Here is a 12,263-nt window from a genome sequence, read left to right as displayed (position 1 = left end):
AAGGGATCGCATCGCCCCCGCCACCGTTACCGTGCCGATGAGCAACCGAAACGATCATCCGTGGTGGGAAAGCGGCACCGTCTATCAGATCTATCCACGCTCGTTTCAGGACAGCGACGGCGACGGGGTGGGCGATCTCGCCGGAATCGAACGGCGGCTCGATCATGTCGCCGCGCTGGGCGTCGACGCGATCTGGCTCTCACCGATCTTCCCGTCGCCGATGGCCGACTTCGGCTATGACGTCGCCGATTATTGCGGGGTGGAGCCGGTGTTCGGCGACCTTGACGCGTTCGACCGGCTGCTGGCCGCGGTCCATGCGCGCGGGCTGAAGCTGCTGCTCGATTTCGTCCCGAACCACTCCTCCGACCAGCATCCGTGGTTCGTGGACAGCCGGTCGGGTCGCGACAGTCCGAAGCGCGACTGGTACATCTGGCGCGATCCCGGCCCCGATGGCGGGCCGCCCAACAACTGGATCAGCGACTTCGGCGGATCGGCGTGGGAGTATGACGCCGCCAGCGGCCAATATTATCTCCACGCCTTCCTGAAGCAGCAGCCCGACCTCAACTGGCGCAATCCGGACCTGAAGGCCGCGATGCTCGACGTCATGCGCTTCTGGTTCGATCGCGGCGTCGACGGCTTCCGCATCGACGTGCTGTGGCATATCGTGAAAGCGGAGGGTCTGCCGGACAACCCGCCCAACCCCTATTGGCGACCGGGCATCACCGAGCGCGACCGGCTGATCCAGCGTCATTCGACCGACCAGCCCGAGGCGCACGCCATCGCCGCCGGGATGCGCGCATTGGCGGACAGCTATGGAGGGCGCGTGCTGATCGGCGAGATCTTCCTGCCCAACGATCGCCACGCCCGCTGGTACGGCACCCCCGAACGCCCACAGGTGCATCTGCCCTTCAACTTCCAGTTGATCGAGAATGCGTGGGATGCCGCCACGCTGCGCGCCATGATCGCGGCCTATGAGGCGAGCCTGCCGCCATACGGCTGGCCGAACTGGGTGATCGGCAGCCACGATGCCCCGCGCATCGCTGCGCGGATCGGCGAGGCGCAGGCGCGGGTCGCGGCGATGCTGCTGCTGACGCTGCGCGGCACGCCGACACTGTATCAGGGCGACGAGCTCGGCATCGGACAGGTTGACATCCCGCCCGATCGGGTCCGTGATCCGCAGGAACTGCGCCAGCCGGGGATCGGGATCGGCCGCGACCGGTCGCGGACACCGATGCCATGGGATGCGTCGCCGCACGCGGGCTTCTCGACCGTCGAGCCGTGGCTGCCGCTCAACCCCGACTGGCCGACGCGCAACGTCGCGGCGCAGGAGAACGACCCGGGCTCGATGCTGGCGCTGTATCGCCGGCTGCTGGCGCTGCGCCGCGCGCATCCAGCGCTGGCGGTCGGCGACTTCCGGCTGCTGGAGGCGGCGGACGGGGTGCTCGCCTATGAGCGGCGGGATGGCGACGCGGTGGTGCGGGTGGCGCTGAACCTGACAGATTGGGAGCGACCGATGCCGTTTGTGGGGGAGGCGTTGCTGTCGACGCTTGACGCGGCAACGAGCGACGTACTGCGTGCCAACGAAGGCATCATCACCCATTAGCCGTCACCCCGGCGGAGGCCGGGGTCCAGTGGCGAGCGGCGTGTTCGATGCGGAAACGTCCCCCAACTGGACCCCGGCCTTCGCCGGGGTGACAAGCACGGTAAAGTAACGAGGACCACCCGTCATGAAGATCGCCATGCTCGCGCCGATCGCCTGGCGCACGCCGCCGCGCCATTACGGGCCTTGGGAGCTGGTCACGCACCTCATCACCGAGGCGCTGGTCGAGCGCGGCGTCGACGTGACGCTGTTCGCCACCCTCGACAGCCTGACCAGCGCCACGCTCGATGGCGTCGTCCCCGCGCCCTATTCCGAAGACCCATCGATCGACGCGAAGGTTTGGGAGTACCGCCATCTCAGCCATGTCTTCGCGCAAGCCGACCGCTTCGACATCATCCACAATCAGGCGGACTTCCCCGCCCACGCGTTCGCACCGCTGGTCGACACGCCGATGGTGACGACGATCCACGGCTTCTCGTCGGATCGCATCCTGCCGATGTACGCCCCCTATCAGGACCGCGTGCATTATGTCGCGATCAGCGATGCGGACCGGCATCCCGAGCTGCGCTATGCCGCGACGATCCACCACGGCATCCCGCTCGACGACTTCCCGCTGGATGCGAAAGGGAGCGACGACCTGCTGTTCTTCGGGCGGCTCCACCCCGACAAGGGCGCGGCGGAAGCGATCGCCGCCGCGCGGGCCTCCGGCGGGGCGCTCGACCTGTACGGGATCGTGCAGGACCAGGGCTATCACGATCGCGCGGTCGCCCCGGAACTGGACGCCAGCATCCGCTATCACGGAGCGGTGGGCGGCGAGGCACGGGTCAGGGCATTGGGCGGCGCGCGGGCGCTGCTCCACCTCATCAACTTCGACGAGCCGTTCGGGCTGTCGGTGATCGAGGCCATGGCGTGCGGGACGCCGGTGATCGCGACGCGGCGCGGATCGATGCCCGAACTGATCGAGCATGGCGTGACCGGCTTCCTGGTCGACACGCCGGCGGAGGCGGTGAAGGCGATCGAACGCGTCGGCGAGATCGATCGCGCCGCCTGCCGCCGCGCGGTCGCGGAGCGGTTCAGCGTGGCGCGGATGGCGGACGACTATATCGCGCTCTATCGCCGCATCCTGGCGCGCTGAACGGGGTCGTCGGGGCGTCGGGGCGCTCGCAATGACGCACGGATCGCTTATCTTGCCGCGATGACCAGCTCCGCCCCGCAACCCGCCACGCTCTACCGGATGGTGATGCCGTCGCACACCTGCCCCTATGGCCTGAAGGCGAAGGATCTGCTGGAGCGACGCGGCTATACGGTCGACGATCGCTGGTTGCGAACCCGCGAGGACACCGACGCCTTCAAGTCCGAACATGGCGTGAAGACCACGCCGCAGACCTTCATCGCGGGCGAGCGGGTCGGCGGCTACGACGACCTGCGCCGCTTCTTCGGCATCCACGTCCCCGCGCCCGGCGAGACCAGCTACCGCCCGGTGGTCGCGGTGTTCGCGATGACCGCGCTGATGGCGCTGGCCGCCAGCACCGCCGCGTTCGGCACCCCGCTGACGATCCGAGCGGGCGAGTGGTTCGTCGCGTTCAGCATGTGCGTGCTCGCGCTGCTGAAGCTGCAGGATGTCGAGACCTTCTCGACGATGTTTCTCAACTACGATCTGCTGGCGAAACGCTGGGTGCGCTACGGCACGGTCTATCCGTTCGCCGAGGGGCTGGCGGGGGTGCTGATGGTGGCGCATCGCGCGGACTGGCTGTCGGTGCCGATCGCGCTGTTCATCGGCGGGGTCGGCGCGGTGTCGGTGGTGAAGGCGGTGTATATCGACCGGCGCGAGCTGAAATGCGCCTGCGTCGGCGGCGCGACACGCGTGCCGCTGGGGTTCGTGTCGCTGACCGAGAATGTGATGATGGTGGCGATGGCGGTGTGGATGGCGTTCGCATAACCGTCGCCCCTGCGAAGGCAGGGGCCTATGTCTGCATCGTCAAGTTCCTACACCCGACACATGACCGATAGTTCGTATGTCACGCCGACCACACCATTCGACAGCCATGGGCCCCTGCCTGCGCAGGGGCGACGGCGCGTTAGAGATGCCGCTTGCCCAGCTTCCGCGCCAGCGTTCTGCGGTGCATCCCCAGCCGGCGCGCGGCCTCCGACACGTTGAAGCCGCAATCGGCCAGCGTCTGGTGGATATGCTCCCACTCCAGCGTGCGCAGCGAGGTGGGCGAGGCGACCAGCTCGACGCTGGCGTCACCCTCCCCGCTCGCCTGGAACGCGGCCTCGATATCGTCGGAATTGGCGGGCTTCGACAGATAGTTGGTCGCCCCCAGCTTTACCGCCTCCACGGCGGTCGCGATGCTGGCGAAGCCGGTCAGCACGACGATCCGCATCAAGGGATCGAGCGCATGGAGCCGCGCGACGCACGTCAGGCCGGAGGCGTTGCCGAGCCGCAGGTCGACCACCGCATGATCGGGCCGGAGCGTCGCGACGCTTTCGTCGAGATCGTCGGGATCGGTGATCGCGCGGACCTGATAGCCGCGCCGCTCGAACGAGCGCGCCAGCGTGCGCGCGAACACCTCGTCATCCTCGATGATGAGCAGCCGCCGTTCGGTCATGCGCTGTCCTCCGGCATGGAAATCGCCGCGATCGGCAGCGTCAGCGTCACCTCGCCGCCGCCTTCCGAACGATTGCGCGCCGATACGGTGCCGCCGAGCGTGCGCAGGACGTTGACCGCGAGGAACAGCCCCAGCCCGGCGCCGCGCCGCGTCTTCGTGCTGAGATAGGGCTTGCCCAGTCCGTCGAGGATCGCGGGTGCGAAACCGCGGCCATCGTCGCGGACGGACAGGACCAGCCGGTCGCCGTCCCACCACGCGCATAGTGCGATCCGCCGCCCGCCGGCCTCCAGCGCATTGTCGAGCAGGTTGGTGATCGTCTGCGCCAGCGCCTTGTCGGCGACGATGCGCGGGTCGCCGGTCATCAGATGTTCGTAGGCGGCCGCGACCTGCGTCTTGCCGCGCCAGTCGCCGACGATCCCCGACAGGAAGGTGCGCAGCGTGGTGCGGACGGGGGCATTGCCGCGCACCTCGCCCGAGGCGAGCAGGATCTGGCTGAGGATGTCCTTGCAGCGCGTCACCTCGGTCCGCATGTCCTCCAGCTCGGCGAGCAGCGTCGGCGAGGCGGCGATCGCCGGCTCGCGCCGCCAGTCGCCCAGCACCACCGCGATCGAGCTGAGCGGGGTGCCGAGTTCGTGCGCCGCGCCGCTGGCGAGCAGGCCCATGCGGACGATATGCTCCTCCTCCGCCGCGCGTTGGCGCAGCGCCGCGAGCCGGGCGTCATGCTCGGAGACGTTGCGGACGATGCGGGTGACGAACAGCGCCAGCAGCACGGCGGTGAGCGTGAAGTTGAACCAGCTTCCCGCGATATAGGGCGTCGACAGCGACGAGGCCCAGCCGGGCGGGAGCGCGAAGGGCGGCGCGAAATGCGCGAGCCACGCGAACAGCCCGCTGGTCAGCGCGACCATCGCCCAGCTGGCGTGATCGCGCAGCAGCAGCGCGGCGATGACGACCTGTAGCAGGAACAGGGTGACGAACGGATTGCCGACCCCGCCGCTGAGATACAATTGCGTCGTCAGGCAGGCGACGTCGACCAGCAGGGTCGCGAACAGCGCGCCGTTGGTGATCGGCCGTCGCCCGACGATCTGACCGATCGCCAGGTTCAGCGCGACGAGGACACCGATCGCGCCGAGCATCGGGACGAGCGGCAAGCGGACGCCGACGAGGAAGTGGACCAGCGCGATCGCGGCAAGCTGTCCGCCGACCGCCAGCCAGCGCAGGATCGCAAGCAGCCGGACGTTGCGCCGTCCGGCGTCCTCGCGCAGCCCGGTGCCGGCGATGATGTCAGAAGCCGGCATGGGCGGTCACGGGCGCGCGGAAGTTCACAAAGTTCACACCACGTCGCCGCTGGAAAGGGGGGGGCGGCGGCGTCGGCGTGAGGTGGGTCGGAAAACGCGCGATGGAAGCGGGCATGACGGACATTCTACAGGAGCGCGGGCGTGTAGGACAGCGCTCGGCACAACCATTCCCGTCATCTTGGCGAAGGCCGGGATCCAGCGTGCCGCAAGAGCCGACGCCTCGGAGCCTGCGGACAGGTGGACCCCGGCCTTCGCCGGGGTGACGGTCGCAACTGGATCAGTCGCTCCGCCCGGCGGTGCGGTGGGCGATGCGCCACGCGAAATATGCCATCATCGCCGCCAGCGTGAACCACGTCAGCGCATAGACCAGATGGTTGTTGCGGAACTTGACGATCGTGAGGCCGCCGCGCGGCCCGTTGCTGCCCGGTGTCGCGTCCGCGTCGACGAAGAAGGGCGCGACCGGCCCCAGCCTCCGCGCCGCCGCGATCGCCGCGACATCGCGCGAATACCAGCGGTCGGCGGCCGGATCGTTGTGGCGGAGGAACGCGCCGCCGGGTTCGGTCACGCGGATCAATCCCGTCACGCGCGCGGAGCCTTCGGTGACCAATGCCGGATCGCGGCGCGGAACGAAGCCGCGATTGATGAGGATCGTGCCGCGCGCGGTGTCGAGCGGCGATATCACCCAGAAGCCGCCACCCAAGTCCGTTACCGCCTGCACGAACACCGGCGGCACCTTGCGCCACCGTCCGGTCACGACGAGGCGGGTATAAGCGTCGTCGGGGCCGATCGCCGCCCAGCGCGACGGCGGGGGCGGCGCGACCGGCGGGGCGGCGAGCCGCCGTTCGACGCGGTCGATCAGCGCGAGCTTCCACGCGCGCCGCTCGACCTGCCACACGCCGAGCCCCGCCAGCAGCACCGCACCCAGCAGCGCGAAGCCGGCGAGGACCCAGCGCGCGCGCATCACATGCCGCCGCTCGACTGCTCCATCTGCATCCCGGGCATCATGTTCAGGTTCATGTGGTACATGACCCACAGCGAGCCGGCGATGACGATCAGCACGATGATCGCGGTGAAGATCAGCGCGAGCATCGTCCAGCCGTTCTCCGACTTGGTGTTCATGTGCAGGAAGTAGATCATGTGGACGACGATCTGCACCAGCGCGAGCGCGATCACGATCCCGGCGGTGACGCGCGGATCGGGGATGATGCCGGTCATCACCAGCGCGAAGGCCGGTGCGGTCAGCAGGACCGACAGGATGAAGCCGATCCAATATTCGCGCCGCGAACCGTGCGCCGCGCCGCCGTGATGGTCGTGCGCGTCGTGGTGGGCGTGGTCGTGGCCCTGACCATGATTGGGGCCATGGCCGTGCGTCTCGGCGCTCATCAGCGGAGCACTCCCAGCAGATAGACGAAGGTGAAGACGCCGATCCAGACGACGTCGAGGAAGTGCCAGAACAGCGACAGGCACTGTAACCGGCGCAGATTGGCGGGCTCCAGCCCACGGCGCGCGACCTGCACCATCAGCGTCACCAGCCAGATGATACCGAAGGTGACGTGCAGACCGTGCGTGCCGACCAGCGTGAAGAACGACGACAGGAACGCCGAGCGCCACGGCCCCGCGCCTTCGTGGATCAGGTTGCTGAACTCGTACAGCTCGATCGCGAGGAAAGCCGCGCCGAACACGCCGGTTACGCCCAACCAGCGCAGCGTCGCCGCCTTGTTCTTCTCGTCGGCGTTCAGCATCGCGAAGCCGTAGGTGATCGACGACAGCAGCAGCATCGTCGTGTTCACCGCGACCAGCGGCAGCTCGAACAGCTCCTTCGGCCCCGGCCCGCCCGCGAAGCTGCCGCCGTACACGCCGTAGGCGGCGAACAGCATCGCGAAGATCAGGCAGTCGCTCATCAGGTACAGCCAGAAGCCCAGCATGGTGCTGGCGCCCGGCGGATGCTCATGCTCATCCAGGTCGTAATAAGAGGGCGCGGCCGTTCCCGGTGCCGTCTGTGCCGTCGTGCTCATCGTGCTCACACCCCCGCCGACTGGAGCGCGCGGGTGCGCGCATCCTCGCTGTTGACGACATCCTCGGCGGGAATGTGGAAGTCGCGGTCATAGTTGAAGGTGTGCCCGATCGCGGTCGCGATCAGCGCGACGAACGACAGCGCCGCCAGCCACCAGATGTACCAGATCATCGCCACGCCGAAGACGGTCGACAGCCCGGCCAGGATGATCCCGGCGCCGGTGTTCTTGGGCATGTGGATCGCGCGGAAGCCGGTGGTCGGACGCTCGGCCTTCTTCGACTTCATGTCGTGCCAGGCGTCGAGATCGTGGACGACCGGCGTGAAGGCGAAGTTGTACGCCGGCGGCGGCGACGAGGTCGCCCATTCCAGCGTGCGGCCGTTCCACGGATCGCCCGTGACGTCGCGCAGCTTCTCACGGTCGCGGATGCTGACGTAGAATTGCATCAGCATGGCACCGATCCCGGCGGCGATGATCAGCGCGCCGATCGCGGCGATCACGAACCAGATCTGGAGCGACGGATCCTCGAACGCGCGCAGGCGGCGGGTGACGCCCATCAGGCCCAGCACGTAGAGCGGGGTGAACGCGACCCAGAAGCCGACGACCCAGCACCAGAAGCTGATCGTGCCCCAGAACCTGTCGAGCTTGAACCCGAACGCCTTGGGCCACCAGTAATTCACGCCCGCGAACATCCCGAACAGCACGCCGCCGATGATGACGTTGTGGAAGTGCGCGATGAGGAACAGCGAGTTGTGGAACTGGAAGTCGGCCGGCGGGACCGCCAGCATGACGCCGGTCATGCCGCCGACCACGAAGGTCAGCATGAACGCGACCGCCCACATCATCGGCAGCTCGAACCGGATCCGCCCACGATACATCGTGAACAGCCAGTTGAAGATCTTCGCCCCCGTCGGGATCGAGATGATCATCGTCGTGATGCCGAAGAAGCTGTTGACGCTGGCACCCGACCCCATCGTGAAGAAGTGGTGCAGCCATACCAGGTACGACAGGATGCAGATGACGATCAGCGCGTAGACCATCGACGTATAGCCGAACAGCCGCTTGCCCGAGAAGGTCGAGACGACCTCCGAGAACACGCCGAACGCGGGCAGGATCAGGATGTACACCTCCGGGTGGCCCCAGATCCAGATCATGTTCACGTACATCATCGGGTTGCCCCCGCCGGTGTTCGTGAAGAAGTTGGTGCCGATATAGCGGTCGAGGCTGAGCATCGCGAGCACGGCGGTCAGCACCGGGAAGGCCGCGACGATCAGGACGTTGGTGACGAGCGCCGACCAGGTGAAGATCGGCATCTGCATCAGGCTCATGCCCGGCGCGCGCATCTTGATGATCGTGGCCAGCAGGTTGACGCCCGACAGCAAGGTGCCGACGCCCGCGATCTGGAGCGCCCAGATATAATAATCGACACCGACATCGGGCGAGTAGTCGAGCCCCGACAAGGGCGCCATCGCCAGCCAGCCGGTGCGTGCGAACTCACCGACGAACAGGCTCATCATCACCGTGACCGCGCCGCTGACCGTCATCCAGAAGCTGAAATTGTTCAGGAACGGGAAGCTGACGTCGCGCGCGCCGATCTGGAGCGGGACGACATAGTTCATCAGCCCCGTGACGAACGGCATCGCCACGAAGAAGATCATGATGACGCCGTGCGCGGTGAAGACCTGGTCATAATGGTGCGCGGGCAGGAAGCCCTCGCTGCCGCCAAAGGCCATCGCCTGCTGCGCGCGCATCATCAGCGCGTCGGCGAACCCGCGCAGGAACATGATGAGCGCGAGCACGATGTACATGATGCCGATCTTCTTGTGATCGACGCTCGTGAACCACTCCTTCCAGAGATAGCCCCACAGCTTGAAGTAGGTGAGCGCGCCCAGCACCGCCGCCCCGCCGATCGCCACCATGATGAAGGTGCCGACGAGGATCGGTTCGTGGATCGGAAAGCTCTCGAGCGTCAGCCGCCCGAAGATCGTCTTGATGAGGTCGTCCGACATAAGTCCTCAAGCCTCCTTCGAGGCGGTCGCGCGCAAGGGCGCGGGAAGATCGAGCTGCGTCATGTTGCGGTTGTCCTCCGCACCCGGCTGCGCGGCACCCGGCGCGTTGCCCTTCGGCGCGCTGATGTGCGGGCTCTCGCCCTTCTGCGACGGATCGCGGGTCAGCGCGCCTTCGGCCTCGCCGGGCGCCTGCGGACGGTCGTTCACCGCCGGCCCGGCGTGCGACATGCCCTGCATGCAGGTGGTGCCGGGGTTGACGCACATGCCGACGATGCGCGGGAACAGCGAACGGTCGATCGCGCCGAAGCCGATCGGGCGGACCTTCTCGCTCGGCTTCTCCAGCTTGCGATAGGTGCCCAGATCAAGCTGCCAGCGGTTGCGCTTCACGCCCGCGACCCATTGGTCGAAGCGCGCCGGGGTCACCGAATGCGTCCAGAAGGTCATGTGCGAGAAGCCCGCGCCTGAATAATTGCCCGAGCGGCCCTCGAACCTGCCGGTGCGGTTCAGCACGCCGTGCAGCACCGTCTCCATGCCCGGCATGGTGTAGATCATCCCCGCCATCGACGGGATCCACAGCGCGTTCATGACGCTGGACGAGGTCATGGTGAACTTCACCGGGCGGTCGACCGGCACGACCAGCTCGTTGACCGTCGCCACGCCCTGTTCGGGGTAGATGAACAGCCACTTCCAGTCGAGCGAGACGACCTGCACCTCCAGCGGCTTCTGGGTCGCCGCCACCGGCTTGCCCGGCGCGGTGCGCGCCAGCGGGCGATACGGGTCGAGCGTGTGCGTGCCGACCCAGGTCAGCGCGCCCAGCGCGATGATGATGAGCAGCGGCGCGGCCCAGATCACCAGCTCCAGGCCGGTCGAGTGATCCCAGTCGGGCTCGTAGCTCGCCTCGGTGTTCTGCTCGCGATAGCGCCACGCGAACACGACCGTCAGCGCCATGACGGGGATGATGATGAGCAGCATCAGCACCACCGACCAGACGATCAGGTGCGACTGCTGCACCGCCACATCGCCGGCGGGATTCATCACCACGGTGTCGCAGCCGCCCAAGGCGAGCAGCGCGGCCGCGGCGGCCAAGTGTCGGACGAAAGGCGTGCGGCCGGGCGCACGTCGGGCGGGACGACGGTTCATGGTCGCGCCGCTACGCTTTGCTGCGTCGCAGCGGAATAGGACATTTTGTCCCATCCACGCGCCCGCGCGTTTACGCTAGAGCGCGCAGAAATACGTCCGATCGGGAACATCTATGGCCACCGCAACGTCCACACCGCTCGAGCAGGATGCTCGCGCCCTCCACGACCGGGGGGATCACGAGGTTCGCCCCGGCGAGATCGCGATCGGCGTCATCATCGGGCGCACGTCCGAGTTCTTCGACTTCTTCGTCTATGCGATCGCGTCGGTGATCGTGTTCCCGGCGGTGATCTTCCCGTACCTGCAGCCGATCGTCGCGACGATGTGGTCGTTCGCGCTGTTCCCGCTGGCGTTCATCGCGCGCCCGATCGGCACGCAGATCTTCATGAAGCTCGACCGCCGCTACGGACGGGGCACGAAGCTGACGATCGCGCTGTTCCTGCTCGGCACCTCGACCGTGCTGGTCGCGTTCCTGCCGGGGTTCGAGACGCTCGGCCACTGGTCGGCGATCCTGCTGGCGCTGTTCCGGGTCGGCCAGGGCATCGCACTGGGCGGCGCGTGGGACGGCCTGCCGTCGCTGCTGGCGCTCAACGCGCCGGAAAAGAAGCGCGGCTGGTGGGCGATGGTGCCGCAGCTGGGCGCGCCGCTGGGCCTGATCGTGGCGAGCGCCTTGTTCGCCTTCTTCCTGTCGACGCTGGAGCCGGCGGACTTCATTTCGTGGGGCTGGCGCTATCCGTTCTTCGTGGCGTTCGCGCTGAACGTCGTCGCGCTGTTCGCGCGGCTGCGCATCGTCGTGACGCCGGAATATGCCGAACTGTTCCACAGCCGCGAGCTGACGCCGTCGCGCGTGACCGCGACCGTCAAGGCGCAGTGGCGCAACATCATCATCGGGGCGTTCGCGCCGCTGGCCAGCTTCGCGCTGTTCCACATGGTCACCGTCTTCCCGCTGTCGTGGGTCGCGCTCTACACGCGTGAGGACATCTCGACCTTCCTGATGATCGAGGTGCTGGGCGGATTCGTCGGGCTGGGCGCGATCGTGCTGTCGGGGCTGCTCGCCGACCGGATCGGGCGCCGCAGCGTGCTGGGCTATACCGCGGCGGGCATCGCGGCGTTCAGCGGCTTCGCACCGAACCTGCTGAGCGGCGGGCGCGGCGGCGAGATCCTGTTCATGGTGATGGGCTTCCTGCTGCTGGGCATTTCGTTCGGCCAGTCGTCGGGCGCGGTGACCAGCAACTTCCCGAAGCGGGCGCGCTACACCGGCGCGGCGCTGACGTCGGATCTGGCGTGGCTGTTCGGCGCGGGCTTCGCGCCGCTGGCGGCGCTGGCGCTGACGCAGGCGTTCGGGCTGGTCGCGGCGGGCGGCTATCTGCTGTCGGGTGCGCTGGGCACGCTGATCGCGCTGGGGCTGAACGTGGAGCTGGCGCGGCGTCTCGACTGACGCGGCGCGGCGTCGGCCACGAGAAAGGGCGGGCGCGGTGGAGACCGCGACCCGCCCTTTTTGTTGGCCCGCCCGCCCCGAGGCCGTCATCCCCGCGGAGGCGGGGCTGTCACTTGTACACATCTCCGAGCCCACGCGACAGGCAGCAAACTCGTCTGCCGTG

11 protein-coding genes are annotated in these 12,263 nt (G+C 67.7%); 4 read left to right on the top strand and 7 right to left on the bottom strand.

The features are described from left to right. Positions 1-37: 37 nt before the first annotated feature. From NS334_RS06825 to NS334_RS06815, 3 genes are all read left to right on the top strand, one after another. The gene (locus NS334_RS06825; RefSeq protein ID WP_058755225.1) at positions 38-1,603 is read left to right on the top strand and encodes an alpha-amylase family glycosyl hydrolase; all 1,566 of its coding nucleotides are present in this window, start codon (positions 38-40) and stop codon (positions 1,601-1,603) included. Positions 1,604-1,727: 124 nt separating this feature from the next. Continuing rightward, complete coding sequence (locus tag NS334_RS06820; RefSeq protein WP_058755224.1) at positions 1,728-2,735, top strand: glycosyltransferase family 4 protein; 1,008 nt, start codon at positions 1,728-1,730, stop codon at positions 2,733-2,735. Between the two features lie 60 nt (positions 2,736-2,795). Then, a complete protein-coding gene (locus NS334_RS06815; RefSeq protein WP_058755223.1) occupies positions 2,796-3,539 on the top strand; it encodes a MauE/DoxX family redox-associated membrane protein in 744 nt (247 codons plus the stop codon). A 139-nt stretch (positions 3,540-3,678) separates the two neighbouring features. Here NS334_RS06815 and NS334_RS06810 read toward each other — a convergent pair whose 3' ends face one another. The 7 genes from NS334_RS06810 to cyoA form a co-directional block, all read right to left on the bottom strand. Then, positions 3,679-4,209 (bottom strand): response regulator transcription factor, encoded by a 531-nt coding sequence (locus NS334_RS06810; RefSeq protein WP_058755222.1) that lies wholly within the window; start codon positions 4,207-4,209, stop codon positions 3,679-3,681. Then, a complete protein-coding gene (locus NS334_RS06805) occupies positions 4,206-5,504 on the bottom strand; it encodes an ATP-binding protein (RefSeq protein WP_058755221.1) in 1,299 nt (432 codons plus the stop codon). Before NS334_RS06805 ends, NS334_RS06810 begins: the two co-directional genes overlap by 4 nt. A 277-nt stretch (positions 5,505-5,781) precedes the next feature. Next, on the bottom strand, positions 5,782-6,465 hold the full coding sequence (locus NS334_RS06800; RefSeq protein WP_153002617.1) for an SURF1 family protein: 684 nt from the start codon (positions 6,463-6,465) through the stop codon (positions 5,782-5,784). Then, on the bottom strand, positions 6,465-6,887 hold the full coding sequence (cyoD, locus tag NS334_RS06795) for a cytochrome o ubiquinol oxidase subunit IV (RefSeq protein ID WP_058755219.1): 423 nt from the start codon (positions 6,885-6,887) through the stop codon (positions 6,465-6,467). Before cyoD ends, NS334_RS06800 begins: the two co-directional genes overlap by 1 nt. Continuing rightward, positions 6,887-7,519 (bottom strand): cytochrome o ubiquinol oxidase subunit III, encoded by a 633-nt coding sequence (gene cyoC, locus NS334_RS06790; protein WP_058755250.1) that lies wholly within the window; start codon positions 7,517-7,519, stop codon positions 6,887-6,889. Before cyoC ends, cyoD begins: the two co-directional genes overlap by 1 nt. Positions 7,520-7,524: 5 nt before the next feature. Then, a complete protein-coding gene (cyoB, locus tag NS334_RS06785) occupies positions 7,525-9,525 on the bottom strand; it encodes a cytochrome o ubiquinol oxidase subunit I (protein ID WP_058755218.1) in 2,001 nt (666 codons plus the stop codon). Between the two features lie 6 nt (positions 9,526-9,531). Further along, positions 9,532-10,665 (bottom strand): ubiquinol oxidase subunit II, encoded by a 1,134-nt coding sequence (gene cyoA, locus NS334_RS06780; RefSeq protein WP_058755217.1) that lies wholly within the window; start codon positions 10,663-10,665, stop codon positions 9,532-9,534. 112 nt (positions 10,666-10,777) lie between these two features. Here cyoA and NS334_RS06775 point away from each other — a divergent pair, with 112 nt between their 5' ends. After that, positions 10,778-12,100: an MFS transporter gene (locus NS334_RS06775; RefSeq protein ID WP_058755216.1), complete on the top strand. Its 1,323-nt coding sequence runs from the start codon at positions 10,778-10,780 to the stop codon at positions 12,098-12,100. The last annotated feature ends 163 nt before the right edge of the window (positions 12,101-12,263 follow it).

The organism is Sphingomonas endophytica (assembly GCF_001476895.1).
GTDB lineage: Bacteria > Pseudomonadota > Alphaproteobacteria > Sphingomonadales > Sphingomonadaceae > Sphingomonas > Sphingomonas endophytica_A.
Note: the sequence above shows the minus strand (reverse complement) of the source record. Positions and strands in the feature narration are given on the sequence as shown.

What these genes read in the sequence shown, in the direction of transcription:
- NS334_RS06825 (WP_058755225.1), top strand. Translation starts at nt 38, where the DNA reads ATGAGCAACCGAAACGATCATCCGTGGTGGGAAAGCGGCACCGTCTAT.
- NS334_RS06820 (WP_058755224.1), top strand. Translation starts at nt 1,728, where the DNA reads ATGAAGATCGCCATGCTCGCGCCGATCGCCTGGCGCACGCCGCCGCGC.
- NS334_RS06815 (WP_058755223.1), top strand. Translation starts at nt 2,796, where the DNA reads ATGACCAGCTCCGCCCCGCAACCCGCCACGCTCTACCGGATGGTGATG.
- NS334_RS06810 (WP_058755222.1), bottom strand. Translation starts at nt 4,209, where the DNA reads ATGACCGAACGGCGGCTGCTCATCATCGAGGATGACGAGGTGTTCGCG.
- NS334_RS06805 (WP_058755221.1), bottom strand. Translation starts at nt 5,504, where the DNA reads ATGCCGGCTTCTGACATCATCGCCGGCACCGGGCTGCGCGAGGACGCC.
- NS334_RS06800 (WP_153002617.1), bottom strand. Translation starts at nt 6,465, where the DNA reads ATGCGCGCGCGCTGGGTCCTCGCCGGCTTCGCGCTGCTGGGTGCGGTG.
- cyoD (WP_058755219.1), bottom strand. Translation starts at nt 6,887, where the DNA reads ATGAGCGCCGAGACGCACGGCCATGGCCCCAATCATGGTCAGGGCCAC.
- cyoC (WP_058755250.1), bottom strand. Translation starts at nt 7,519, where the DNA reads ATGAGCACGACGGCACAGACGGCACCGGGAACGGCCGCGCCCTCTTAT.
- cyoB (WP_058755218.1), bottom strand. Translation starts at nt 9,525, where the DNA reads ATGTCGGACGACCTCATCAAGACGATCTTCGGGCGGCTGACGCTCGAG.
- cyoA (WP_058755217.1), bottom strand. Translation starts at nt 10,665, where the DNA reads ATGAACCGTCGTCCCGCCCGACGTGCGCCCGGCCGCACGCCTTTCGTC.
- NS334_RS06775 (WP_058755216.1), top strand. Translation starts at nt 10,778, where the DNA reads ATGGCCACCGCAACGTCCACACCGCTCGAGCAGGATGCTCGCGCCCTC.